Consider the following 25,700-nt stretch of genomic DNA (forward strand, 5'->3'; position numbering starts at 1 on the left):
GGTTGGCAAATAATTAGGCGAAAAGACTGGGTTTACCCGGTTTTCCAAGGAATGCTATATAACCGATAACTGCTCGCTATTAACTGGGGCTTGCCCTGAGCTTTGTCGAAGGGTTGATTCGGGGATAAATTTCACTGTTTGCATTTGAGTCATTAACCATTGTTGGAATAAATCATTGCGTAAGCGTTGACGGGTGGGAGTATCCAGTTCACAGGATAAGTATTTTTCTAACCGGACAATTACGACCCATTCTCCCACTTGCGTCGGTGGCCACAGTTGCCCCGGTTTACTAGCTTTGAGAATTTGCCCAATCTGGGGATGGGGGCTGCTCAGTTCCACCGGTCCGATTAGTCCTCCGGTTTCTGCTTCTGCTCCTTGGGAGTATTTTTTGGCTAGTTCAGCGAAGCTAGTTTCTCGATCCTGTATCCGGAAAAATAGTTCTTGGGCAATGCCGATATTTTTTGTCCGAATCAGGGAATAAACCACCTTATCCAATTGATTTTTAACTTGCAAGAAGTAGGATTCTACTTTGTTATCCCAAGTCTCCTGTTTAAATTTTTCCAATTTAATGTCCCGAAGAATTAGATATTCTAGTTGTTCGGAATTCATCCCGTTTTGTTGTAACCAAGATTTCATTTGTTCATCGTTGGCAATTTGATTATTTTGATAGAAACGGGAATAGGCCGCGTTTCTTTCTTCGGGATTGCAGGCGATATTGGCGATCGCTTGCTCGATAATTACTTCCCGGATTAACTGCGGCAACATACCATATTTTGCCAAAAGAGGCAAGACCTCTGACTCGCTAATTTTTTGGTCGCCGATTTCAATAATTGAACTCATAATAAATACATTTTCCTCACAGAACGGTTTAAAACTATCAACTCTAGAAGCTTCTAAATTTTATTGAGGTGATTATACGTCAAAACAGCAATTTCAAGGCACTCCTCCCTATTCTAATTTGAGTTTTCCCCCGTGAAAGCCGAAAATTACAGAAATTAAAGAAATAAGTCGGTCATCTCGGTGGGGGGGTAAGGGGAAGTGATCCTGGTCTGGCCGATAGGCCCGCCCAAAATCCTGCTCAGAAAGCCCTAATTACGCCTCTAATTGACTAGAATAGACTTCTTGCAGAAGTCGGGGAAGGGGGAAGGGGGAAATTTTAACCTTTAATCCTTAACCCTTAACCCGATAATATGCAGCCCTTTTCCCTACATTTGCGGAAAATTTTTTGATTTATGCAAGAGATGTAATGATAGGATATAGGTCTGACTGCCTTGGAGAGGTGGCAGAGTGGTCGATCGCGCTCGACTTGAAATCGAGTAACCAGCAATGGTTCGTGGGTTCAAATCCCACCCTCTCCGTACTCAACCAATCAAATTTGGACTCAGGTTGCCCGATTGTTCTTAGAGAGGGGAAAATAAAATATACTAGGCTAAAAGGACAATATTGAGGCAGTAGCCCCCCGGCATGGTTTTTTGGAAAAGATTGTTTAATAGCTCGGAAGTCACTGCACCACCTGACTATTCGGGAGACTTGGTAGAGGTTGCCCAGAACGACCTCGGACAGACGCGAGTGTTTTTTAGTACCGATCGAGAGCTAGATCTGTATGAGTTAGAAGAACTTTGTGACTCGGTAGGTTGGGCCCGTCGTCCTTTACGCAAAGTTAAAAAGGCGATCGAATGTAGTTTTTTAGTGGTGTCGATGTGGGAAGTGCGAGGTAATCGCCGTCGTTTAGTGGGTTTTGCTCGTGCCACTTCCGATCACGCTTTTAATGCTACGGTCTGGGATGTGGTTGTTCATCCTCACTATCAAAGTAAAGGCTTTGGTAAAGCATTAATGAAATTTATGATTAGGAAGTTGCGGGGTGAGGACATCAGTAATATAACTCTTTTCGCCGATCCGCAGGTGGTGGATTTCTATCGTCGTCTCGGTTTTGTTCTCGATCCCGAAGGTATCAAAGGGATGTTTTGGTATCCCGATTAATAATGCGGCTCTTAGGCTATACTAAAAAAGGAGTTTACTTCGGGATGTAGCGCAGCTTGGTAGCGCGCCTGCTTTGGGAGCAGGATGCCGCAGGTTCAAATCCTGTCATCCCGACTTGAGAGAAAATTCAGAAAATCCTTACTTTGTCTCCTTTCTGGTTGACAAAAAAGGCAGCCGTCTTTTATTGCCAAACTCAGGTGATACTAAATCCGTTGAGTATAGGCTACATATTAGGACAGGCAAAAGGCAAAAGGCAAAAGGCAAAAGGCCGTGAGATCAGCCGAACGGCAAAAGGGGCAATAGATAATCAGTCTTTAATAACCGGATTTAGTGTGAATTAGCCAGAAAATTAGGGAGTTTGGGGAGAGAAGCAGGAGATTTTTGGGGGATAACAAGGGTTTTTCTCTAGAAAAATTGCCCTTGCCTCCCCGTGTCTCCCGTTGCTCCTTGTAATATCTCGACAGACGATTATTCTTCTTCTTCGTAATCCTCCTCGAAATCGTCCTCCTCCCCTTCCTCATCAGCTTCTGACCAGCGATCGCTGATGGGTTGGCGACTAAAGCGACTGCTGCCGCGGGAGGAGAGGAAAGCCATCTCATCATCCTCTAAATCGACCACATCACCCTCAGCGTAGGCGCGAGCGGTTTGATCGTCAAGAATCATATCGCTATCGTCACTACTATCGCCGAAACCGGGACGAGGGGGCAAGCCGAGGCCGCCGGGGGGAGCGTAATAGCTACGATTGTTGTAGTTATATTCCTCCTCTGGGGGGGTGTAATCGCTGATCCCCGCCGTGTTTTCGTGGGAATTGAAGCCAGTACCCGCCGGAATCAGACGACCGATAATCACGTTTTCCTTGAGACCCCGTAACCAGTCGGACTTGCCTTCGATCGCCGCTTCGGTGAGGACGCGGGTGGTTTCTTGGAAGGAGGCGGCACTGATAAAGCTATCGGTATTCAAGGAAGCTTTGGTTATCCCCAGTAGTACAGGCGTATATTTAGCTGCCGCCCCACCGGTGATCGACATGGCTTCGTTGACCGTCTCCACCTGTCGCAGTTCCAACAATTCCCCAGGTAACATACTGGTATCGCCGCCGTCATCGATCCGCACCTTAGAGGTCATCTGACGCACGATCACTTCAATATGTTTATCGGCAATATCGATCCCTTGGGATTGATAAACCGACTGTACCTGATCGACGAGGAACATCTGGGTTTTTTCCAAGGCTTTCAGGGCCGCCTCGTAACTGCCCAGGCTATCCACATAATAATTAAAGAACACCTCTAAAATCTCGTGGGGATTAGCCTGACCATCGGTTAACGCCTGACCCACATCAATACGCTGATTATCGCTCACCAGAGGGTTTTGACTGCCTAAAAGCGGATATTCACTGATCGTACCGTCATCCTCGACCACCTTAATATCGACAATCTCAGAATCTTGGTACTCCACTTGACAAACTCCCGGTTTGCGTGCCAGGACACAAGCCTCTTTTGGTTTGCGGGCTTCGAGCAGTTCTTCGATTCTGGGTAAACCTTGAATGATATCCCCGGTTTTCGAGCGCTCAAACACCAACAGCACCAAATTATCGCCCCGTTGGACTAAATCCCCCTCATCGATGTGCAGAATGGCCCCCGCCGATACTCGGTAGGGTCGGGCGCTACGCAGACGGATTTCGTAGCCGGTGGCGGTTTTTTCAACGGCCAGCACTTGACCAGAATTGGGGGCTAAAACCCCGGCAGCGATCTCGGTTTCGGCGATCACCAGATCCCCAGCCTTGACGGTGGGAGCAACAGCCTTGCCCTGAGCTACGTCGAAGGGGAGCGGGAGAATAAACTCGTCACTGGTACGCACGATTAAAAGACGGCGCACCGCTTCGCTACCCTTGCGAATCCCGCGAATTTCTCCAGTTTCCTTACACTGAATCTCGGTTCGGGCCACCACTGCCCCCGGTGGAATTTCATCGCCATCTTGGACGAGAACGCGAGTATGAGTATTACCCCCTAAAGGATCACTATCACTATCCCGACGCAGCACCAGAGATTCGAGAATAACTAACTGTAAACGCTGACAATCGCTGTCCTCGCACCGCTTCGCGGATCCCTGCGGGATCGGTTCTAACTCGATATCGGCCGTCAGATGGGAGACCGATTCCGGTTCTTCGCTAGAAATTTCTAGGACTAATTGGGTGCTGATCAGTTGACAACCCTCGACGGATTTAACTCTTTCCCCGTCTTTAAAGAAAATGCGCTGCACCGATCGCAGTTCGATATGTCGTCCTCCTTCTTGGTTAGCCGAACCTTGGGTGGGAGAAGTGGATTGGTCCTGTACGGTGAACTCCTGTACCGGTCGCAGTAGTAACCCCAAGCCCTCGTTAGTTTCCACCCATTCCGCTTGCCGTAACTCCTCGATCGTGACTTCGGGAGTCAACTGTGTCCCGGGGTAAATTAACTGTTCTTGGGCAATTCCGGAGGATTCCGGTTCGAGATCCATAAATAACAGCCCCGGTTTGACAATGATCTCCCGGAGGATGTCATTTTTCTGGATCACTTCCACCACACCGCTAGAGTTACAGAAGATGTCTTTAACCACTTCTTCCCCTGCTTCCACATACTGCCCATCTTCCACCTGTAAGAGGGAGATATCTTTATTGACTTCGTGGGTTTCTTCGGGAATCCAGAGGATCGTGCCGCCTTTGGTGATTTCATAACCCTGTTTGCGGCTGCCTTTGGAGACTTCGATATCGACGTATTTAATCATGCCGCCGGTGTGGGTTTGATAGCGATCATCGATTAACTCGGCGACAATGGCATGATTCTGTACTTTTGTCCCCGGAGTGGTTTTCAGCAGGAAGCGTTGACCATCGACCGTATGAATAATAAATTGTTCCCGACCGGCACTACTTTCTACCTTTACTTCGGCCTGATCCAAAGACACGGAAGCGGTGACGATATCGATTTCCCGGCTATTGGGGGCTAAACGCACCAAACCGCCGTTAGTGGATACCAACTTAGTTTCCGCCAGAACATCCCCCACTTGTACTTGATCGCCGTTACTGACCACGGGTTCGGCCCCTGGGGGCAAGTTATACACTTCTCCGGAGAGAATCCATAGTAATCCCCCCCGTTGGGCGATGCGGGTGGTGTTGCCTTGGCGATCGGTTTTTTCTTCTGGGACTAATTGGGAGAATAGCACCTCGCCGGCTAAGTCACTGGTTACGTCTTTTGTGGCTTTTTCCGTGGATTTTTGGACTTTATCGGAGGTAATTTCCGCTAGTAACTGTTCCTCGCTTACTGTTGCGCCATCGGTGACGAATAGCAGCGAACCCGGAGTCAAAGAGTAGGTGACAGTTTCTTTAGTTTTATCCTTGGGTGTTAATTTAATTTCCCCCGGGGCCTCCACCTGATCCCGTTCATCCCCGTGGCGAGTTCGCACGTTACGGATACTTAACCCCGGCAGAAAACGCACGGTTCCCTCGAAGGGACTCCGCACTTGCCGGGCCACTTCTCCGGTAAATACGCCACCAGTGTGGAAGGTACGCATGGTTAACTGAGTCCCCGGTTCCCCGATCGATTGGGCGGCAATAATTCCCACTGCTTCCCCCATATCTACCGGATGACCGTGGGCCAGACTCCAACCGTAACAGGTTTGACAAACCGAGCGGGCTGCTTCACAGGTTAAGGGGCTGCGGACTTTGATTTTATCGACGAGTAGCCCTAGTTTTTCGGCGGTTTCGTCATCGATAATCTGGTTGCGTTTGGCGATCACTTCTCCATTGACCACCACATCTTCGGCCAGGGAACGACCTAATAGGCGATCGCTTAAGGGAATTAACACGCGATCGCCATCGGTCATGGCGGTTAATTCGATGTAACGATTGGTGCCACAATCGGCCTCGCGGACGATGACATCTTGGGACACATCGACGAGACGACGGGTCAGATAACCGGAATCTGCCGTCCGTAGGGCTGTATCGACTAAACCTTTGCGCGCCCCGTAGGAGGAAATAACGTATTCGGTAACGGTCAATCCTTCCCGGAAGTTAGTCTTAATCGGGAGGTCAATAATTTCCCCCTGGGGATTGGCCATTAATCCCCGCATTCCGACTAACTGACGCACTTGGCTCATATTACCCCGCGCCCCGGAGAAAGCCATCATATAGACGGAGTTGAGGGGATCGGTAACTTGGAAGTTGCGAATTACTTCATCTTTAAGCGATTCAGATGTACTATTCCAAGTGTCAATTACTTTTTGGAAGCGTTCCACTTCGGTGATTTCCCCGCGCACATAACGCTGTTCGGTTTGCCGGATTTCCTGTTCGGCACTTTCGATCATTTGTCGTTTAGCTGCCGGTACGGTTAAATCATCCACACTAATGGAAACCCCTGCTTTGGTAGCGAAACGAAAACCGAGGTTTTTCAATTCATCGGCCATTTGTGAACAGCGCGCCGAACCGTAGTTTTGGTAGGCCCAAGCGATCAGTTTTTTCAGTTTTCCTTTGTCAACAGTTTGGTTATAAAACATCTCGATCCGGGTAACAAGTAAACAGCTATTAGCTATCAGCCATCAGCCATCAGCTATCAGTTAGAAAAGGGAACAGGAAACAGGGAATAGGGAACGGGGAATAGGCAAATTTTTACTTTACTGTCCTTTTTTTTGCTTTTTCCTTGAAAATTCTCTCCTGTCTCCTGACTACTGACTCCTGACTTCTCACTGATTACTGATAACTGAAATTACACTTCCGATTCTTCTTCCTCAAGGTCTTCCGTGGTTAAGGATTCGTAGGTGGGGCGAGAGGGGGCGCGACGACCGACATCGACCATCAGATCCACCTCCACATCGCGGGAAGTACCATCGGGGGCATTTTCCACCTTATGAACGGCGATATCGAGGCCGAGGGATTGCAATTCTCGCATCAAAACCTTAAAGGATTCTGGCGTACCCGGGCGGGGAATCGGCTTGCCTTTTACGATCGCATTTAAAGCCTCATTCCGTCCTTGCATATCATCGGATTTTACCGTTAGCAATTCCTGCAAGGTATAGGCCGCCCCGTAGGCCTCTAGGGCCCAGACTTCCATTTCTCCGAAGCGCTGACCCCCCTGTTGAGCTTTACCGCCCAAGGGTTGCTGAGTAACCAAGGAGTAGGGACCGGTAGAACGGGCGTGAATCTTATCATCAACCAGGTGAACCAGTTTTAACATATAGGCCATACCGACGGTAACGGGACGGTCAAAGGGTTCGCCGGTGCGACCATCGTAGACGGTGACTTTACCGGCGTGTTCTTCCTTGAACACCCAATCGCGATTGGGTTTTTTCGAGGCACTTTCTAGCAATCCGTGGACGGTTAAACGGCTGGCTTCCTCCCCGTACATTTCGTCAAAGGGAGTAATCTTAAAGCGCACGCCCAGATTTTCCCCGGCCCAACCCAGTAAACATTCAAACACCTGACCGACGTTCATGCGACTGGGAACCCCTAGGGGATTGAGAACGATATCGACGGGGCGACCATCGGGGAGGTAGGGCATATCTTCTAGGGGCAGAATCCGAGAAATAATCCCTTTATTGCCGTGACGACCCGCCATTTTATCGCCTACTTGGATTTTGCGTTTTTGGGCAACGTAGACCCGCACCACCATATTGGCCCCAGGGGGTAATTCATCCCCCTGTTCGCGAGTAAATACCCGCACATCGACTACCCGGCCTTTTTCGCCGTTGGGAACGCGCAGGGAGTTATCCCGTACATCCCGTGCCTTTTCGCCGAAAATTGCCCGCAGTAGTTTTTCTTCGGGGGGTTGGTCTGATTCGCCTTTCGGGGTGACTTTCCCCACAAGGATATCGCTGGCTTCTACCCAGGCACCGATGCGAATAATACCGCGTTCATCGAGGTTTCGCAGGGCATCTTCACCGACGTTGGGAATTTCCCTGGTGATTTCCTCTGGTCCTAGCTTAGTTTGACGGGCTTCGATTTCGTATTTTTCGATGTGGATGCTGGTGTAGGTGTCTTGTGCCACCAGTCTTTCACTGATTAAAATCGCATCTTCGTAGTTATAGCCTTCCCAAGGCATATAGGCGACGAGGATATTCTGTCCGAGGGCGATTTCTCCTCCTTCGGTGGCGGAACCATCGGCGAGGATCTGTCCGGGGACAACCTGTTCACCTTGATAGACTAAAGGACGCTGATTTAAGCAGGTATCTTGGTTAGAGCGTTGATATTTCTGAATTTCGTACTCGATCTCGCTCTTGCCAAAAATCTCTTTGTCTTCATCCGCCACTTTGATGCGAATCCGGTTAGCATCGACGTAGGAAACGACCCCATTGGTACGGGAAACGATGACCATACCGGAGTCGCGAGCGGCCTGTGCTTCCAATCCGGTACCCACAAGGGGACGTTCGGGACGCAGCAGGGGAACCGCTTGTCGTTGCATATTAGAACCCATGAGGGCGCGGTTAGCGTCGTCGTGTTCGAGGAAGGGAATCAGGGAAGTGGCCACCGAGACAATTTGGACGGGGGAAACGCAAACGTAGTCCACTTGTTCGGGGGAAGTGGTGGAGAATTCCTGCCGATAGCGCACGGGGATAGTTTCGCCGAGGATATAACCATTTTCATCGGTGGCCACGTCTCCCGGTGCTACCCGCAGATCGTCTTCTTCGTCGGCGGTGAGGTATTTAACGGGGAGATCGTAGCGGACTCGGCCATTTTCCACCGCGTAACAGGGGGTTTCAATAAAACCGTAGTCGTTGACGCGAGCGTAGGTGGCGAGGGACCCGATTAAGCCGGCGTTGGGACCTTCTGGGGTTTCCACCGGACAAATGCGACCGTGGTGGGAGGGGTGGATGTCGCGCACGGCAAAACCGGCCCGTTCCCGGGTGAGACCGCCGGGTCCAAGGGCGGAAATGCGGCGTTTATGGGTCAATTCCGCTAGGGGGTTGGTTTGATCCATAAACTGGGAGAGTTGCGAGGAACCAAAGAATTCTTTAATCGCCGCTACTAGGGGTTTCGGGTTGACTAGGGAAGCGGGGGTGAGGTTTTGGGATTCGCTGACGGTCATCCGTTCCCGAATGATTCTTTCTAAGCGGTTTAAACCCACTCGCACTTGGTTTTGTAGCAGTTCACCCACGGAACGGACGCGACGGTTGCCGAGGTGGTCGATGTCGTCGGTGTTGCCGATGTCAAATTCGAGGTTAATTAGGTAGTCGATCGCCGCTAAGATGTCGATGGTGGTGAGAACGCGCTGGTTATCGGGGACGTTGAGGCGTAGTTTTTTGTTGAGTTTATAACGACCAACGCGCCCGAGATCGTAGCGTTTATTGTCAAAAAAACGCGATTCGAGCAGTTGTTGTCCGCCAGTGACGGTGGGAGGTTCCCCGGGTCGTAGTTTGCGGTACAGGTCGAGGAGTGCCTCTTCTTCGCTGGGATTGCCTTCTTTGTCGAGGGTTTTTTGGTAGAATTCGGGATGGCGTAGGGAGTCAAAGATTTCGTTATCGCTCAATCCGATCGCTTTCAGGAGAACTTGGGCGGATAATTTGCGGGTTTTGTCGATTCTGACCCAGACTAAGCCGTTTTTGTCGGTTTCAAATTTTAACCAAGCTCCTCGATTGGGAATCAGGGAAGCGGAGTAGGTGCGGCGACCGTTTTTGTCGATTTCGGCTTTGTAGTAAACACCGGGAGAACGGACGATCTGATTGACGATGACCCGTTCGGCCCCGTTAATGATAAAGGTTCCCCGTTCGGTCATCAGGGGTAAATCGCCGATAAAGACTTCCTGTTCGATGTTTTCTCCGGTTTCTTTGTTGATTAAACGGGTGGGAACGTACATCTGAACGGAATAGCTGCTATCGCGTCGTTTGGCCTCATCGACGTTGTATTTCGGTTCTTTGAGTCTGTAGTCCTGGCCGAGGAAATGTAGTTCTAATTTACCTGTATAGTCGCTGATGGGGGAAAAGCTGTTCAGTTCCTCGATTAGTCCTTCTTCCAAAAACCACCGAAAACTGGAGTGTTGGATTTCGATGAGGTCGGGTAAGAGGTTAAAGGTAAGATTGTTCATAATGGTTACAAGGGCTGATGACACGATAGCGACGGTCGGATATCAGTGAGCGGTGAGGGGTTGGGCTTCGGCCGTGAGCTCAGCCGAACGGTGTGGGGGAGTAGGGGAGTGCCAGAGCGGGGAGAATAAATAAAAGCTGTCTCCTTTCTCCTTTCTCCTGTCTAATAAACTATGTTTTTTAACTGGGGAGTTGAAATAAGTGGCGGGCGTTGTGGGTGGTTTGTTCGGCTAGGGTTTCGACCGGATAGCCGCGCAGACGGGCGACGGTTTCGGCCACGTGGAAGACGAAGGAGGGTTCACAGGGTTTACCGCGGTGGGGATTGGGGGAGAGAAAGGGGCAATCGGTTTCGATCAGTAGGCGATCGCTGGGGACGATTTGGGCGGCAGCTTGCACGGTTTTACTGTTTTTGAAGGTGACGATGCCGCTAAAGCTGATGTAAAAACCCAAATCTAAAAACCATTGAGTTTCTTCGGGGTTGCCCGTCCAGCAGTGCATCACGCCGCGAATTTTGCCCACTTGTTGCCGAAAGGCGCTGATTTCCTCCCGCATGACCAGGGCCGCATCTCGACAATGGATAATCACGGGTTTATCGAGACGATGGGCGATTTCTAATTGCGTCCAAAAGACCTGTTTTTGCTGCTCTTGATTATCCGCTTTATAGAAGTCTAAACCCATTTCCCCGATCGCCACGACGCGCCGATCAGATCGGGCTAGGGATTCGATCTGATCGGCACTATTGTCTCGCCATTTTTGGGCATCTAGGGGATGTAAACCGACGGCGAAGGAAATTTCCTCGAATTGATCAGCAATGGCTTTAATCGATGCAAACTCCTCCGGTTCGACACAGGAGTGAACCAGATGAACGACTCCCACACTTCGCCAACGTTCGGAGATAGCGGGCAAGTCGGCTTGCAAAACGTCAAAGTTCAAATGAACGTGCGTATCTATTAATTGCATCGACCCCCGATCGCTTGTTGCGTCTGTCCTGATTACAGCTTACTTGTTTCTTAGGAAGCTTGGCTAACTTTTTGCAAAGCTTTGGCTAAACCAGCTTTTTTTCTAGCGCCGTTGTTCCGGTGCAAGACGTTGCGCTTGACGGCTTTATCGATTTTACTGTAAGCTTCCGATAGAGCTTGTTGGGCGCTTTCTAGCCCTTCTGGGCTGGGGTTGGCTCCGTAGGCCGAGACAGCGACAAGACATTTTTTGATCAGGGTTCTTACGGCTGACTTGTACGCTTTGTTGCGGAGACGATTTCTTTCGGAGATTTGGACTCGTTTGAGTGCAGACTTTGTATTAGCCACAGTCGTTTCTTGTTCTCAATACTGGTATGGTTAATCGGGACACAGACAAACCATAATAACAGATTTGTGCTATTTGTTGCAAGAGTTTTCAGGACAAGATTGGGGCAACCCCAGAGACGGGGAAGGATTGCGGGTTAAAGGGACTGCCACACCTGAATTCAGGTTAAGGCGATTTTGCCATGACCGTGCCGATAACTAGGGTTTGCGGCAAAAAGTTTTTCGTGGGGACAGGGTGTGGCCCCCCCAACCCCCCCGACATCGGGGGGGTGGGGTGTAGGGTGTAGGGTTTTACCGATTTTGAGGAGGTCAATTACCTAATTTTCAGGGAAAAAGTCCCGGAATTTTCCCCCCGATCACTCCCATATCTGGTACTTTTTGATTGACAAAAGGTCTAAAAGTGTTACCCAACAAGGTTTTCAGATTTATTCAGCAAACCCTAACTAATCGCCAAACTTGTCCTAAGGGGCTAAAGTGTGCTATAAGCAGTCAGACCCTGCCCTGGTCTTTATTCTTCCCGATTAGGTAAATTACTGATGACTCAACCGAAACGCGCCCTGATTACTGGCATCACCGGTCAAGATGGTTCCTATCTGAGCGAATTATTATTAGAAAAAGGTTACGAAGTCCACGGTATCATCCGTCGTACTTCAACTTTTAACACCGATCGCATTGATCATATCTACACTGACCCCCACCAGCCCGATACTAAATTATTTCTTCATTATGGCGACCTCACCGACGGGACGACCCTGCGGCGTATCCTTGAACAAGTGCAACCGGTAGAAGTGTATAATTTAGGGGCCCAATCCCATGTGCGGGTTAGTTTTGATGCCCCGGAATACACCGTTGATGCTGTGGGGGTGGGGGTCTTAAGATTACTAGAAGCAATTCGGGATTACCAAAAAAGAACCGGCATCGAAGTGCGTTTCTATCAAGCAGGTTCCTCGGAAATGTTCGGGAAAGTCATGGAAGTTCCCCAAAAAGAAACCACGCCATTTTATCCCCGCAGTCCCTACGCTTGTGCGAAAGTTTACGGTCACTGGCAAACAATCAACTATCGGGAATCCTACGACTTATTTGCCTGTAACGGCATTTTATTTAACCATGAATCCCCCCGGCGTGGAGAAACTTTTGTCACGCGCAAAATTACCCGCGCCTTGGCCCGAATTATTGCCGGACAACAGAAAAAACTCTATTTAGGAAATCTTGATTCTAAACGGGATTGGGGTTATGCTAAGGATTATGTGCGGGCGATGTGGTTAATGTTACAACAGGAAGAACCGGATGATTATGTGGTGGCGACCAATGAAACCTATTCTATCCGGGAGTTTCTCGATATTTCTTTCCAATACGTTAATTTAAATTGGCAGGATTATGTGGAGTTTGATGAACGTTATTTGCGTCCAGCGGAAGTGGATTTATTAATAGGAGATTCCACAAAAGCCAGGGAGAAATTAGGCTGGCAGCCGTCGGTAACGTTCGAGGGACTGGTAAAATTAATGGTAGATGCGGATTTAGCGGCTTTGGGGATTAATCTTAATAACGGTGGTGATAGCGGACAGTTATTAAAAGATTTGGCTTATCTTCGCAATCGTTCCTTAATTGCCGTCGATTAAAAAGTCGGGTGGTTTAGGGAAGCGCAACCCAACCCCCGTCTTGATCCATCGCCATTTTTACCTGACTTTTAGGAATAAATTGGGTCTTTTTCCAGCAACCCTAGCAGTTTTTGCATTTTAATCCAAGCCCTTCTCATTTGCCAGAATTTACTTTTTTCCATGGCGGCTATTTTACTGTCAGCTTTTTGTAATTCCTCGTCTCTTTCTCGATAATCAAATTGGTTTTTTTGCAATTCTTGTTGCAATTCTTGTTCATGAATTTCTAATTGTTTAATTCGTTCTCTAGCCTGTTCCAACTGAGCGAATATATCGACTTTTAAGGTGACTAAAGCGGCAAAAATGGTTTGGATATTTTGGGAGTAAAGTTGGGGATGATTATAAAAAAGTTGGGTGTAGGAATAGATATAGTTTTCTGCGGTCATTGAGCGACTCATAGAATCAGCTTTTTGCCGATAGAAAAATAACACTTCTGGGATACGATAGACTTCTCGACCTAATTCGATCAAAGATAACCAAAAATCGTGATCTTCCCAACCATAAATTAAATTAGTATTATAGCCGCCCACAGTTTCCCAATCGGATTTCCGAAATAAACCGGAGCAAAATATCATATTATCTACTAATATATCGGGAAATTTATACTCAGGCAGCGGCCAAATTCCTTGTCTATCGCCAAAATATTCCGCTTCGCAATAAACTATACCTAATTGCTCATTACTTTCTAGCAAAGTAACCGCTTTTTCTAGATAGGAATCGGCAATTTTATCATCGGCATCAAGAGGAAGAATATAGGTTCCTTGCCCTTGGGCAATTCCTAGATTTCTGGCCGTGGCAACCCCTTGATTTTCTGTGCGGATGATCCGGGTTTTTGGCTGTTGATAATCTTGTAAAATCTCGATGGTTTCCGGTTCTGTGGAGCCATCATCAATGACAAGGATTTCAAAGTTTTGGTATGTTTGCACTAAAACAGATGCGATCGCATGATCAAGATAGCGACCTTGATTATAGCAAGGAATAATCACGGAAACTTGAGGAACAGGACTCATTGAGGGCAATTCTCTCCTACTTGAGCAAAAACTAGGCTATCAATAGCTTATCCCAAAAGTTCCCCTTTCTCGTTTTTCTACTTAAAGGAAGTGTTGATATCCCTACTAGAAATTTCGGGATAGTAGGACATATTCTGGATAAGTTCTTCAATTATTCTGATCCGTGGACAAAATCACCCAATTGGGTGATCCCCGTGAGGGAAGTATCTCTTTTTAATAGAGGATAAGTTATTCAATAATCCGATTATCGTTACGAATGATCCTTGCATCATGGAAGCTCATCAACAAAAACAACTCCGCACTTTCCTCTTGGAAAAATTAGCCATTTCCCCCCGTTCCTTCGATATGGCTGTGCGTCTCTGTGAAGCATCGGTGGGTTCTTTGCCGATGGTTTTATGGCAGTACGGTTTAATCGATTTGTCGCAATTGAATCAAGTTTTTGACTGGATGGAAACTGTATAATTATTTTCCAAGAATAGGCTCATTAATTATCATTTTTATTAAGAGAGCAGCAAGTTACTGCAATTTATTTAATTTATACGCCTGGATTAAGTCCCGTTAACGTTTACCATAGTAGAAAACCTACCCTTTACTGGTACTAATTAAACCAGCTATCATCCGCTATTCCAACCGGTTTAATTCGAGATTTATCTGGTCTAAAATACTAATACCAAATACGTTTTTAATAGTGTGATTAACTCCCAAGTTATGAATTGTTTTTCCCTGCTCCAGCACTCCCCAGTCTCCTATACCTTTTAAACAGGATTTAGTATTACTTGTCATGACAGTAAGGTAGAAAGAAACTTAATTAATCTGGCATAAGTTCTTGAGTTAGGCATCGACTATATGGAACTCTTTGAGGGCAGGATAAAAGTTAAGATTTTCGTGACTGGGACGACTGAGTTTAATCAGGGCAAACCGTTGGGATGGCTCTAGTTTTTGCCATTGTTCTAAACTAATTTCAATCTGGAATTCTTTGGCTTTTTCTAGGACTGTATCGGGAATCTGGCTATCATCTAGCCAAGCGGGATGGGAATCTATTGCTAGTTCTCCTGGGGGATTGCCAGTTTTTTCGGCGATTAATTTTTGCAGAAAATCTCGATAGATTTTGGCATCTGCTGCCGTCGTACAAGCCATATTAACTAATACCATTCTTTCTGGTTGAGTTAACTGCATCCAATGGGATAATTTTAATTTAACTCCACAGGTATCTAGTTTCATTCTCACGGTCATCGGGATACAACGTAAGGAGTCAACAAATTCGGCTTCAAAGTCGAAAAAGGTGGTCATATCATTTCATTAGTTTACTGAGGATAAATCTATGATACAGTGCCGTGGGATAATTGCTGGGGAAAAATGGTATTTTTATTGAATAAAATCGGCTCGATCTTGATGACTAGAGATGAGAATTTCCTCTAGTTCCTGCCATTTTTCTCCTGCAATATAGTCAATAATTTTATCAAGATTTTGCCGATAATTCCCCAAGGATATCAATAAAGCTTGACGATTGTATTTAGCCATCATTAAACCTAATTCGGGATTACCGCCACCGACGCGACTGGTATCGCGAAAACCAGAACTAGCTAAATTTTCCGCTAATTCGCGAATATTCAGGTCTTGTTCTTCCGCACAAGCTTGGATTAAACTGGTACTAATCATTACTGGCAGATGGGAAATCCAGGCCACGGCTCGATCGTGTTCTTCGGGAGAAGAATAATAAATTTTACAGCCTAATTTTTGTACTATTTCGGTTAAGATTTCCACGGCAAAATTAGGAGTAGATTCAAGGGTAGTAATCAGATATGGGGCATCGACAAATAATCCCAATTGTGCTGCATTAATTCCCTGTTCGGCTGTCCCGGCCATAGGATGACTACCGACAAAATTCGGCCACAATTGACTACAATTGGCCACAATTGCCCCTTTAACCGATCCCACATCGGTGACAATGGCTTGAGGTTTTAAATAGGGAGTTAATTTTTCCAAAGTTGGCACAATTAAATGTATGGGAGTACAAATAAAGATTAAATCGGCAGTAGCTAATAATTCTAAACTGGTGCTAGATTCGTTTACCACTCCTTTTTGTACAGCGATATCACAGGTGGATTGTTGACGAGAAACTCCCAAAACCTTATAACCTTGCGATCGAAAATCTAACCCCAAGGAACCACCAATTAAACCCAGTCCAATAATGCCAATATTCATTAGTTTTACTCAAAGATAATTTCGTCTTCCACTCGCCAAGCAGGATCGACAATGCACAAGAAAACTAAGGGTTCCTCCCCACAATTATGAATATATTGTTTAGCTAGAGGAGGTATATAAATGGCGGCACCGACAGTCACTAATTGCACTTCCTCATCGATGTGCATTTCCCCTTGTCCTTGCAGAATATAATAAACTTCCGCAGTTTTTAAAGCGTGGGGAGTAGAAGTTTCCCCCACATCTACCCACGCGTGGGCTAAACTATAACGTAGATTTAACGGCTGTTTATCGGGATGCAATAACTCACGCAATCGGGTATGATCACCGGCGATGAATTCCTCACATTCGAGCAGTTTTCTGATTAACATAGTAAAATTAAACCTGGAAGATTGTTTTTATTTTATCATTGAGTGAAAAGCTAAAGACTAATAGCCGTTATCATAGAAATATTCAGCATCGCCAGAATTAACGAATGACTTGGTTAGAACATAGTGTACAGGTAGAAGTGGACGCACCGATCGATCTGGTTTGGGAGCTCTGGTCAGATTTAGAACAAATGCCCCGGTGGATGAAATGGATCGAATCGGTGAAAATTCTCGAGGAGGAGCCAGAGCTTTCCCGTTGGAAGTTAGCCAGTGGTGGTCTAGAATTTACTTGGTTGTCACGGATACTGAAAATTGTCCCCCACCAGATAATTCAATGGGAATCCGTGGACGGTTTACCTAACCGCGGGGCAATTCGTTTTTATGACCGTCATGGTAGGAGTATTGTGCGACTGACAGCAGCCTATGCTATACCCGGTTGGTTAGGAAAATTGATGGATAATCTTTTCCTCGGTCGAGTGGTGGAATCAACCCTGCAAGCTGATCTAGAGCGTTTTCGCCTCTATGCGCTCAATATTGTCAATAATACGCCGCCAAGATGAGGTAATCACCGGTAATAAGCTTTTGACTAGCTAAATTGCTCGTTAAGACTGTCTATGAGCAGGGAGAGTCGGTCTGAGCATTTGTACTAAAATTTTCCATACCCAGTTCAAATGCAGTACAGCTTATTGCTGACGATCGACTCCCCAAAAGGAAAACTTCCTAAGAATATCCCGATCCAATTCCGCTATCACGGTTGAGGTATTTCTACTCGATTTTATAGAGATAGGCTTCCGGGGTTTCCAGAAGGGAAGTCATCGGGCGATCGAGAGGGGGAGTTTTGACGAGGGTAAAAATTGGAAATAAATCGTTCATTTGCATAGCCATTTTAAATTTCGGCTGGATGTAATAACTACCCGATGGGCAGGCATTGGTTATCGTTAGCTCTCTTTTGGTCATAAAGGTATCGATATAATCGTACTGACCATGCTCTTTTCTTTTGCCTTTCTTAGCCGGATCGCAAAGGGTTGAACCGACTGGAATCTGATTGATAATTTCCACTGTATCGGCCACGGATAGGAGTCTTTCGGAACCGTATTTACTAGCAAGATAACGTTGATTGAAATAGAGATTAGTTGCGATAGAATAGCCGATGATAATTGCTAAAACTAGAGCGAGGATCCTGTGGAAAGTCTTAGTAAAGTTTAGATAGGCAAGACTAGCGATCGCCAGAAGAATAGGAGCAAACCAGAGTAAGATTTTACGATGAGAATAAAAATGCTCATTAGGATAATTAGAGGAAGCGTAGATAAAAATTATCCAAGTAATTGCAAAAAAGCCGATCAGTGTTTTATTGCCTCGATATTTTTTGATGACTATGTATAGAGAAATGCCGAAAAAAATCACCGAAACTACAACATTGAAAATCGATATATTGTCATTCAAAAAAAATACTTGATTGCCCAGATAAACTGTTTCCCAAATCGCTTTAAATAGACGAGTGAACAGATTGCTCGATGGTTCACCGCTTGCTCCCTTCTCCGTGAGCGCTCTCACGATTCCCCTCGTATTTGCGAATCTCCCAACTATCTCACTATGCCAATACATAACTAAGGCGAGATTTGCCGAGAGAATCGATAGAAAAGGCAAAAGACATTTACGAGTGTTCTTGCGATTGCGATAAACAAACCATAGAGAGGCGATAACAGAAGTCACTGGGATAATTAACATCGTGGTGCTGTGTAAACTCACCAATATAGCGACAGTAATCCCGAAGAATATCCAAGCTATAGCCTGATAGAGCAGCGGCTTACTCGTTTCCATCTGGAACCGATAGAGTAAAGCAAAAACGAGCAGGAAAAAGGGTATTGGGCTAGGACACCATGAAAAATTATTAATAAAATAGTCCGCATAAATCGTGCTATACCAAAATCCTGCCAAACTGGACAGGAGAAGACGTTTATCTTGTTCTACATTTTCTAAAAGTTGATAAACAAAGTAGATTAAGAGGGGAATCGATAGAAAAGAAAATAGACCATTGGTAAGGACTTGAAATTCGGGGGCAGTACCGAAAATTGTTAGAGGAAACCCTAAATAAAAATAGAGGGGGGGAATTGTGAATCCATATTTTCCACCCCCCCCTGGTGGTCCCAATTGAGGAAAGTTTCCCTTCCACATATCCATCCAAAGATAAGCACCGCTAATCTGATCGGGATCCGGTCCGATATCGAAGGTAACGTATTCAAAAATACTGACAATCCTGGTGAAAAAGGCGAAGGCGATCGCTAGAATCCCTAAAATCAGTGCCGTTCCTCGGACTTTATTGATTGATTTCCCCATAAGTGTCGGTATTTTTATCCTAAAATTGTCTGGTAGCTTCGTGACCGTATCCCTGAATATTTATCTTCGCATGGTAGCACCAATTTCTAGTCTTACTCGGTCAGAATTATAGCGTTGCCGATAAAGACGAAGTATAACCTGATTTGGCATCGCCGGCCGACGACCGACTCCCCAAAAGGAAAACCTCGTACCTCACCATTAAGATAACTGCTAGAAGATTTAAGAGCCTGTTTAGCAATAAACTAGTGGTCTGTCAAGATGTTATTGACGGATACAATCTTTTTAATTTAATTGGCTCTTCGTTACTCTTTATGCTAAATCAACAGACAAGATGCCAAGGCAACATACTTCTAACCCAAAAATTCCGAAAGTTTCTAAAGCCATAGCCTCTTCGTTTTATTAGTTTAAGTTTATTGTTGATTCCCTCGACTAATCCATTCGTTGTCCTTCGCTCGAAATAACTAATGATTTCTCCAAACCAGTTTCGGATTGTTTGACAACTCTTGGTAAAAACACTGGAGGATTTTGCCAACCATTCCGAGATGGATAGCATTCCCTCTGTCGGATTCTTTGAGGTTTCGTAAATCCTTCTGAATTCTTCCTTTAATTCGTGCATCTCTTTCAAATTTAGCCAAGTTTTTTTGATAGCTTCTAGTTTGATTTTTTGGGGTTCCGTTAAATCTTCTTCATTTTTTAACAGGCTATATTTACTTCGCTTTAAAACTTCTAGCTTCGCTTCTTTTTCCGCTTTCTGTTTTTTATTTTTCCGCGCTTCTACGGCTCTTTTTTCCGCTCTTCTCTGTTCGTCTAACTCTTGATTAATTTGTTTCATTACATGGAATCTATCAGCGACTACCTCGGCCGACGGCATCAATTCTTTTACCAGATTTTTATAGGACAACCAAAGATCTATGCTTACTTCTTCAATTGGCTCTAACACCTCTTTTCCCCAGCCCGTAAGGGTTTTCTTAAACTCTTCTTGTGTTCGCTTCTCTAGAATAGCTATTAGTTTTCCCGTATCTAAATTTACTAAAACCGCACAGTAATTTTTTTGTCCTTTGACTAGAGCGATTTCATCAATTCCTAGTCTTTTTAATTCCGATAGGTCTGGCTCGGTAATTTCTTCAGCAATGTCCTCTAGCATTCTTTGAATCTCTTCTTCCGTTACGTCATTTCTTCGACTAACATTTAAAATATCTCCTGATTTTAATTGTTCGAGTATATTTTCGGCTAGTCTTTTCGTATAGGTTCGTTTACTGGCGACAAAATCTAACTCTTCGCTCAAGGGGTTTCGACAATTATCGCACTTAAATTGACGACGATTAACTTGTAGGTACACTGGTTGTCCTGAGATTGGTAAATCTTTGACTAAATATCGATGATTTTGGTGTAGTTTATCGCTCTCTAACCCACAACGAGGACAGATTGCTTTTTTCTTTTTCGATTCGACTGGTCAAACTATACCGACATTTTCTAGGTGTCGATAGCCTTGAATAGAGGTTCCTTCTAGGTTCAAAAATTTGTCAAGTATCATAAGTAAAATACTCTGGTTTTTGGCTATTATATCAAATCTTAACTCGATTGTCTATCTTTTGGTATTAACCTGTTTGTGTCTAAAATCTCTCCCTGTATAAATTTCAGCTATTTTTGAGCGTAAGCACTATCATCGAATTTTATTTTAAGTTAATTATTTGCATAACAATTACCGAAGAGCCAGCTTAAGTTGGCAATTGACCTAAATTTAATTCCTTATTATGGTGAACCATCTGATAGCGAAAAACCTTATATTTACCGAAGTCAGGCTAAACAGGGAACTTGCTCATTTTATGCTTATGCGACCTTATATAGCAAAGAGCGGGATAGTTAGGACATAATAGAGAAAAAGAAATGAGGAGAAGCTTTCATGGCAGCACCCTATAGTGATGATTTAAGACAGAAAGCAGTGAGTGCCGTAGAGCGAGGGGAGAAAAAAAGCCATGTCTGTCGCACCCTCAATATTAGTCGTAATACATTAGACATCTGGCTGAAACGGAAGAAACAAACTGGGACGGTGGCCGCTAAAACTAACTATCGTCGAGGGCCGAAGCCCCAAATTGACGATTTAGAAGCCTTTCAAAAGTTGGCCGAACAATATGGGCATTTGACCCAAGAAAAAATGGCCCAAAAATGGGCTAACCCAGTCAGTAGGATGAGAATTGGTCAAGCCCTCAAAAGAATTGGATTTACTAGAAAAAAAAACTTATGGCTACAGAGAAAGAGATGAAGAAGCCCGAAAAGAGTTTCTCCAAAAAATCAGAGGTTATGCCCCGGAAAGATTTGTCTATATTGATGAAGCTGGAATAGATAAGTACCTAAGCAAAATTAATTACACATATCTAAACACCTCTTGCAAGAGGCACTCTTGCCTCTTGCCTATCTTCACTAGGAAATTAATTTTGCACGACTACTTAACACCATCGATTACCCTTATGGCAGAAACGTTGAATCCTGTAATAAAACTTTACATTGACAAGCATAATACCCCTATAACATCAAATTTTAAATTGAATAGACAATCCTCCGGAACCAGTGTACATAGCTAATATGTTGACACATGAAACTCTGTAAATAGCGCAGTTTGTCTAATAAGCTTTTCCCAAATCCTTCTTCAATATCTATTAGCTGTAGAATCAGATAAGCGATAATGCAACTATAGATATGTAGGCGGATTCCGTTCTCGTTTTTAGTGATTAGATTATCCAACTTTAGATGCATTTTTAAAAATTTCCACAGCAGTTCTATTTGCCATCTTTGGATGTAAATTTCGGCAACTTCTTCATTACTAACTGCTCCTTCTCCTTCTAGAGGTAAATCTGTCGCCAGCCGAAATTCTGTTTGACTTTCTAGGTCGCAAAAAGCGACTACTCTTACTTCTATTTGTCTTTTATCTTTTCCGAGTTTACACTTGCCATTTTCGAGCATCTCTAGGCTAATATTATTTTTCACTCTCAAGACAAAATGCTTGTCACTACTCTCTAATAATTCGGTGATTCTTTGATTAGACGCAAATCCTCTATCCATTGCTCCAACTCCATTTACAGGAATTGCTTCTATCGTTTTTCCTCCTTCTTTTGAGTCATGACCTTGACCAAAATGGATGAGTATTCCGACCACCTCTGTTGTGATACTATTAAGACCAGAGAATAGTTTTACTTGATGCCATCCCTGGGACCATAGTAATTTACTGGTTAAGCTAATTATTGTTGAGTCAATAGGAAATAAAGCTCGCGCATTCTCTATTCCTTTTTTGGCAACTAAACGCTTATTTAATTCGACAATGACTTTCTCAAATGGACTTGTTTCTCTAATTTTGCTTGCCTTAGAAAATGTGGATAAATTTACATTAATTCCTTGAAGTACCATTCTACTGCATAAGTCCCTCATACTGACGATGCTTTTATCTAAAGCAAAACCAATCCAACAGGACAAAAATGTAAAAGTATCTAAAGCGGGGTAGTCATTTTTAGGCAGTGGTTTGAGAAGCTCTTTTATGAGTTTTGAAAAATTCGTCATCAGGGCAAACTCCCTATTGTGAGGGGAATAAGTTGTCTAGATTCTATCTATAATAGCATTTTTTTTCTGACTTTTCTCAACGTTCAACACTTCTGCCCTTATGGATATTGTCACAAATCAGAAAGATTTGAGGCTTTAAAGTTAGGTCACTGTAGCGAAAGAGTTAGTGTGATCAGCGGTTGGTGGCGTGGTTCCACGATCGCGCCAATGGTGTTTGAGGGGTACTGTAATACAGAGTTGGTGTGTGAGTGGATAGAACAATTGCTATTACCCGAACTACTACCCGGTCAAATTATCATCATTGATAACGCCAGTTTTCATCCCAAAGAGAGAATCAAAAAATTGTTAGCTAAAGCGGGATGTGAAGTGCTATTTTTACCCGCCTATTCTCCAGATATCAACAAAATTGAAAAGTTCTGGGCTAGATTGAAAAACTATGTTAGTCAGATTATCAATGATAGTGAAAACCTTGTGGATGCTGTGAGTAAAGCCTTCAGGCATCTGTCCTAACTAACTCGTTCTATGCCATATCTTATTAAAAAAGGAAAAAGATTAACTTTAGCTATTAGAGGAATTCGGAATACGGACACAACTGTCGCCATTATTACCTATTTATTAGCATTAGGCTCTCTTCTAAAGATAGATTTTAAAACTCTTTATTTAGACCGAGGCTTTTTTAGTATTGCTGTTATTCGTTGGCTACAAGCTTTGAAAATACCTTTCATTATGCCAGCAATTATTCGAGGTAAAACAGGGGGAATTAAGCAATTGATTCAAGGAAATAAAAGTTATCAAACTACTTATACTATGGGGCAAGACCAAAATAATTGTGTAACTTTTGATTTATGGATAGTTTGTAAGTACAAAAAAGGCAAAAGAAACCAGCATGGAATTGAATATTTTGCTTATGTAGTTTATTTGCCATCTATTAAACTAGATTATATTCATACTGCTTATCGTCAACGTTTTGGCATTGAGACTAGCTATAGAATTAAAAATATTTGTTGCCTTAAAACTCCCAATAAAAAGCCAGTTATTCGCTTATTATTTATCGGAATTTCCTTTCTTCTTGTTAATATTTGGGTTAATTTATTATGGCGAAAAGTTTGTTTTCCGAGACGTGGGGGACGCTTAATTTATCGAGAGTTATTTACTTTTCAACAAATGCTCTCGTTTTTAAGGCAAGCCGTTGATAAAATCTATCAAGTTGTTGATACCATCTATTTGCCTTCTGGCTAATATGGCATAGAACGAGTTAGTTAGGACAGATGCCTGAAGGCTTTACTCACAGCATCCACAAGGTTTTCACTATCATTGATAATCTGACTAACATAGTTTTTCAATCTAGCCCAGAACTTTTCAATTTTGTTGAGGTCTGGAGAATAGGCGGGTAAAAATAGCACTTCACATCCCGCTTTAGCTAACAATTTTTTGATTCTCTCTTTGGGATGAAAACTGGCGTTATCAATGATGATAATTTGACCGGGTAGTAGTTCGGGTAATAGCAATTGTTCTATCCACTCACACACCAACTCTGTATTACAGTACCCCTCAAACACCATTGGCGCGATCGTGGAACCACGCCACCAACCGCTGATCACACTAACTCGTTCGCTACAGTGACCTAACTTTAAAGCCTCAAATCTTTCTGATTTGTGACAATATCCATAAGGATAATCGATGGTGTTATCTATTCCAGCTTCATCAATATAGACAAATCTTTCCGGGGCATAACCTCTGATTTTTTGGAGAAACTCTTTTCGGGCTTCTTCATCTCTTTCTCTGTAGCCATAAGTTTTTTTTTTCTAGTAAATCCAATTCTTTTGAGCGCTTGACCAATTCTCATCCTACTGACTGGGTTAGCCCATTTTTGCGCCATTTTTTCTTGGGTCAAATGCCCATATTGTTCGGCCAACTTTTGAAAGGCTTCTAAATCGTCAATTTTGGGCTTCGGCCCTCGACGATAGTTAGTTTTAGCGGCCACCGTCCCAGTTTGTTTCTTCCGTTTCAGCCATAGGTCTAATGTATTACGACTAATATTGAGGGTGCGACAGACATGGCTTTTTTTCTCCCCTCGCTCTACGGCACTCACTGCTTTCTGTCTTAAATCATCACTATAGGGTGCTGCCATGAAAGCTTCTCCTCATTTCTTTTTCTCTATTATGTCCTAACTATCCCGCTCTTTGCTATAAGTACCTAAGCAAAATTAATTACACATATCTAAACACCTCTTGCCTCTTGCAAGAGTGCCTCTTGCCTATCTTCACTAGGAAATTAATTTTGCACGACTACTTAGCAATAGTCTTTTTTCTTAAACATAAGTTTTCTTAATTAATTTCTCTAAGTATTTTGTATCAGATGTTACTAAATACTCTGGTTATTCAAACTTTTCCATCTACTGAAATTATTAGAGTTTTTAGAAGATATTGGCATATCCATATCAGCCGGATATCTATCAAACCTACGGATTAAAAACCAAGTGGAGTTTGAAAGCGAGAAAAATGAAGTATATGCGTCAGGACTAGAGAGCAGTCATTGGCAACACTTCGACCAAACTGGTGCGCGGGTGGGTGGGGTGAACTATAAGTAGTCATGCAAAATTAATTTCCTAGTCGAGACAGGAGACAGGAGACAGGAGACGGGAGACAGGAGACGGGAGACGGGAGACAGTTATCAGGGATCAGATTTGAGTTTTTAGCTCACTGTTTACTGATCACAGCAAAAAGCTGACGGAGTAACTGCTGACGGCTTGGATGTGTAATTAATTTTGCTCAGGTACTTACCACTAATGTAATATGCAACCCTTTCTATACAATCTACTTGACCACTGCCAAAAAAGACAGATTGAGTGTAGTCAAAGTATTGCAAAATGCCAGAGAACTGGAGTTGATTCTCAATCAACTTACAGACAACTTACTGGAGACTTTCCAAATCCCAACTAAATGGAAAAATGCTCTGAAACTATTACCTCAAGAAACTGTGTTGAGTGAAGCAGAGTTTAATGCCCTACTTGATACATATCTACCCAAACTAGGTTCTCAGCACCGGACTCGAATTATAGAAGCAGCATCGATTGCTTTCTATCATCAACAAACTGATTGGCCAGTAGTGCAAACTCTGGTCTGTGATGATGCTCCCCAATTCAAATTACTGACGGCTCTTCGGGAATTATTATGCAAATAATTAACTTAAAATAAAATTCGATGAGAGTACCTACGCGCAAAAGTAGCTGAAATTCATATAGGGAAGGAT

The 25,700-nt window shown here is 44.2% G+C and carries 20 protein-coding genes, 2 tRNA genes and 3 pseudogenes; 11 read left to right on the top strand and 14 right to left on the bottom strand.

Annotated features, from left to right (window positions below):
- Positions 1-54 precede the first annotated feature (54 nt).
- A complete protein-coding gene (locus RAM70_RS02120; RefSeq protein WP_045359891.1) occupies positions 55-840 on the bottom strand; it encodes a peptidylprolyl isomerase in 786 nt (261 codons plus the stop codon).
- Positions 841-1,273: 433 nt separating this feature from the next.
- Between RAM70_RS02120 and RAM70_RS02125 the strand changes: the two genes are divergently transcribed.
- The 3 genes from RAM70_RS02125 to RAM70_RS02135 all read left to right on the top strand — a co-directional run bounded on the left by RAM70_RS02125 (position 1,274) and on the right by RAM70_RS02135 (position 2,094).
- Positions 1,274-1,358 (top strand) — tRNA-Ser (locus tag RAM70_RS02125).
- A gap of 106 nt (positions 1,359-1,464) precedes the next feature.
- The gene (locus tag RAM70_RS02130) at positions 1,465-1,980 is read left to right on the top strand and encodes a GNAT family N-acetyltransferase (protein WP_045359889.1); all 516 of its coding nucleotides are present in this window, start codon (positions 1,465-1,467) and stop codon (positions 1,978-1,980) included.
- Between the two features lie 40 nt (positions 1,981-2,020).
- Positions 2,021-2,094 (top strand) — tRNA-Pro (locus tag RAM70_RS02135).
- Positions 2,095-2,448: 354 nt separating this feature from the next.
- Here RAM70_RS02135 and RAM70_RS02140 read toward each other — a convergent pair.
- The 4 genes from RAM70_RS02140 to rpsT form a co-directional block, all read right to left on the bottom strand.
- On the bottom strand, positions 2,449-6,504 hold the full coding sequence (locus RAM70_RS02140; RefSeq protein ID WP_045359886.1) for a DNA-directed RNA polymerase subunit beta': 4,056 nt from the start codon (positions 6,502-6,504) through the stop codon (positions 2,449-2,451).
- Between the two features lie 209 nt (positions 6,505-6,713).
- Positions 6,714-10,025: a DNA-directed RNA polymerase subunit beta gene (gene rpoB / locus RAM70_RS02145; RefSeq protein ID WP_045359884.1), complete on the bottom strand. Its 3,312-nt coding sequence runs from the start codon at positions 10,023-10,025 to the stop codon at positions 6,714-6,716.
- A gap of 178 nt (positions 10,026-10,203) precedes the next feature.
- Positions 10,204-10,983: a TatD family hydrolase gene (locus RAM70_RS02150; RefSeq protein WP_045359882.1), complete on the bottom strand. Its 780-nt coding sequence runs from the start codon at positions 10,981-10,983 to the stop codon at positions 10,204-10,206.
- 50 nt (positions 10,984-11,033) lie between these two features.
- Positions 11,034-11,327, bottom strand: a complete 294-nt coding sequence (rpsT, locus tag RAM70_RS02155) for a 30S ribosomal protein S20 (RefSeq protein ID WP_002737368.1) — start codon at positions 11,325-11,327, stop codon at positions 11,034-11,036.
- 533 nt (positions 11,328-11,860) lie between these two features.
- Here rpsT and gmd point away from each other — a divergent pair.
- The gene (gene gmd / locus RAM70_RS02160; protein ID WP_045359880.1) at positions 11,861-12,943 is read left to right on the top strand and encodes a GDP-mannose 4,6-dehydratase; all 1,083 of its coding nucleotides are present in this window, start codon (positions 11,861-11,863) and stop codon (positions 12,941-12,943) included.
- A 68-nt stretch (positions 12,944-13,011) separates the two neighbouring features.
- Here the strand turns inward: gmd and RAM70_RS02165 are convergent, their stop codons facing one another.
- Positions 13,012-13,989, bottom strand: a complete 978-nt coding sequence (locus RAM70_RS02165) for a glycosyltransferase (protein ID WP_045359878.1) — start codon at positions 13,987-13,989, stop codon at positions 13,012-13,014.
- Positions 13,990-14,259: 270 nt separating this feature from the next.
- Here RAM70_RS02165 and RAM70_RS02170 point away from each other — a divergent pair, with 270 nt between their 5' ends.
- Entirely contained in the window at positions 14,260-14,451 is a 192-nt protein-coding gene (locus RAM70_RS02170) for a DUF2949 domain-containing protein (RefSeq protein ID WP_002758191.1), read from the top strand.
- 369 nt (positions 14,452-14,820) lie between these two features.
- On the opposite strand, the gene RAM70_RS02175 is transcribed toward RAM70_RS02170, so the two are convergent.
- The 3 genes from RAM70_RS02175 to RAM70_RS02185 all read right to left on the bottom strand — a co-directional run bounded on the left by RAM70_RS02175 (position 14,821) and on the right by RAM70_RS02185 (position 16,562).
- The gene (locus RAM70_RS02175; protein ID WP_045359877.1) at positions 14,821-15,279 is read right to left on the bottom strand and encodes a nitrate reductase associated protein; all 459 of its coding nucleotides are present in this window, start codon (positions 15,277-15,279) and stop codon (positions 14,821-14,823) included.
- A 75-nt stretch (positions 15,280-15,354) separates the two neighbouring features.
- The gene (locus RAM70_RS02180; protein WP_045359875.1) at positions 15,355-16,194 is read right to left on the bottom strand and encodes a prephenate/arogenate dehydrogenase; all 840 of its coding nucleotides are present in this window, start codon (positions 16,192-16,194) and stop codon (positions 15,355-15,357) included.
- Between the two features lie 5 nt (positions 16,195-16,199).
- Entirely contained in the window at positions 16,200-16,562 is a 363-nt protein-coding gene (locus RAM70_RS02185) for a cupin domain-containing protein (RefSeq protein ID WP_045359873.1), read from the bottom strand.
- Positions 16,563-16,666: 104 nt separating this feature from the next.
- On the opposite strand from RAM70_RS02185, the gene RAM70_RS02190 reads away from it, so the two are divergent.
- Positions 16,667-17,119 (top strand): SRPBCC family protein, encoded by a 453-nt coding sequence (locus RAM70_RS02190; protein WP_312672109.1) that lies wholly within the window; start codon positions 16,667-16,669, stop codon positions 17,117-17,119.
- 205 nt (positions 17,120-17,324) lie between these two features.
- Here the strand turns inward: RAM70_RS02190 and RAM70_RS02195 are convergent, their stop codons facing one another.
- Positions 17,325-18,896, bottom strand: coding sequence for a hypothetical protein (locus RAM70_RS02195; protein ID WP_312672111.1), 1,572 nt, complete (start codon positions 18,894-18,896; stop codon positions 17,325-17,327).
- A gap of 319 nt (positions 18,897-19,215) precedes the next feature.
- Positions 19,216-20,430: pseudogene (locus RAM70_RS02200) on the bottom strand (ISL3 family transposase).
- A 180-nt stretch (positions 20,431-20,610) separates the two neighbouring features.
- On the opposite strand from RAM70_RS02200, the pseudogene RAM70_RS23055 reads away from it, so the two are divergent.
- Both RAM70_RS23055 and RAM70_RS02205 read left to right on the top strand, forming a co-directional pair.
- Positions 20,611-20,742, top strand: a pseudogene (locus tag RAM70_RS23055) (ISH3 family transposase); the annotation flags it as partial.
- Positions 20,743-20,799: 57 nt separating this feature from the next.
- Positions 20,800-21,159: an IS630 transposase-related protein gene (locus RAM70_RS02205; RefSeq protein WP_312672113.1), complete on the top strand. Its 360-nt coding sequence runs from the start codon at positions 20,800-20,802 to the stop codon at positions 21,157-21,159.
- A gap of 275 nt (positions 21,160-21,434) precedes the next feature.
- Here RAM70_RS02205 and RAM70_RS02210 read toward each other — a convergent pair whose 3' ends face one another.
- On the bottom strand, positions 21,435-22,451 hold the full coding sequence (locus RAM70_RS02210; RefSeq protein ID WP_312675755.1) for an IS4 family transposase: 1,017 nt from the start codon (positions 22,449-22,451) through the stop codon (positions 21,435-21,437).
- Positions 22,452-22,466: 15 nt separating this feature from the next.
- Here RAM70_RS02210 and RAM70_RS02215 point away from each other — a divergent pair, with 15 nt between their 5' ends.
- Both RAM70_RS02215 and RAM70_RS02220 read left to right on the top strand, forming a co-directional pair.
- Positions 22,467-22,958: a transposase gene (locus RAM70_RS02215; protein ID WP_312672115.1), complete on the top strand. Its 492-nt coding sequence runs from the start codon at positions 22,467-22,469 to the stop codon at positions 22,956-22,958.
- A 12-nt stretch (positions 22,959-22,970) separates the two neighbouring features.
- A complete protein-coding gene (locus RAM70_RS02220; protein ID WP_312672116.1) occupies positions 22,971-23,687 on the top strand; it encodes a transposase in 717 nt (238 codons plus the stop codon).
- 20 nt (positions 23,688-23,707) lie between these two features.
- Here the strand turns inward: RAM70_RS02220 and RAM70_RS02225 are convergent.
- Positions 23,708-24,193: pseudogene (locus RAM70_RS02225) on the bottom strand (IS630 family transposase); the annotation flags it as partial.
- Positions 24,139-24,579, bottom strand: a complete 441-nt coding sequence (locus RAM70_RS02230) for an IS630 transposase-related protein (RefSeq protein ID WP_312672026.1) — start codon at positions 24,577-24,579, stop codon at positions 24,139-24,141. The gene RAM70_RS02230 and the pseudogene RAM70_RS02225, both read right to left, overlap by 55 nt.
- Positions 24,580-25,268: 689 nt before the next feature.
- Here RAM70_RS02230 and RAM70_RS02235 point away from each other — a divergent pair.
- Positions 25,269-25,631 (top strand): hypothetical protein, encoded by a 363-nt coding sequence (locus tag RAM70_RS02235; protein ID WP_312672117.1) that lies wholly within the window; start codon positions 25,269-25,271, stop codon positions 25,629-25,631.
- The last annotated feature ends 69 nt before the right edge of the window (positions 25,632-25,700 follow it).

The organism is Microcystis wesenbergii NRERC-220 (genome assembly GCF_032027425.1).
Classification (GTDB): Bacteria; Cyanobacteriota; Cyanobacteriia; order Cyanobacteriales; family Microcystaceae; genus Microcystis; species Microcystis wesenbergii_A.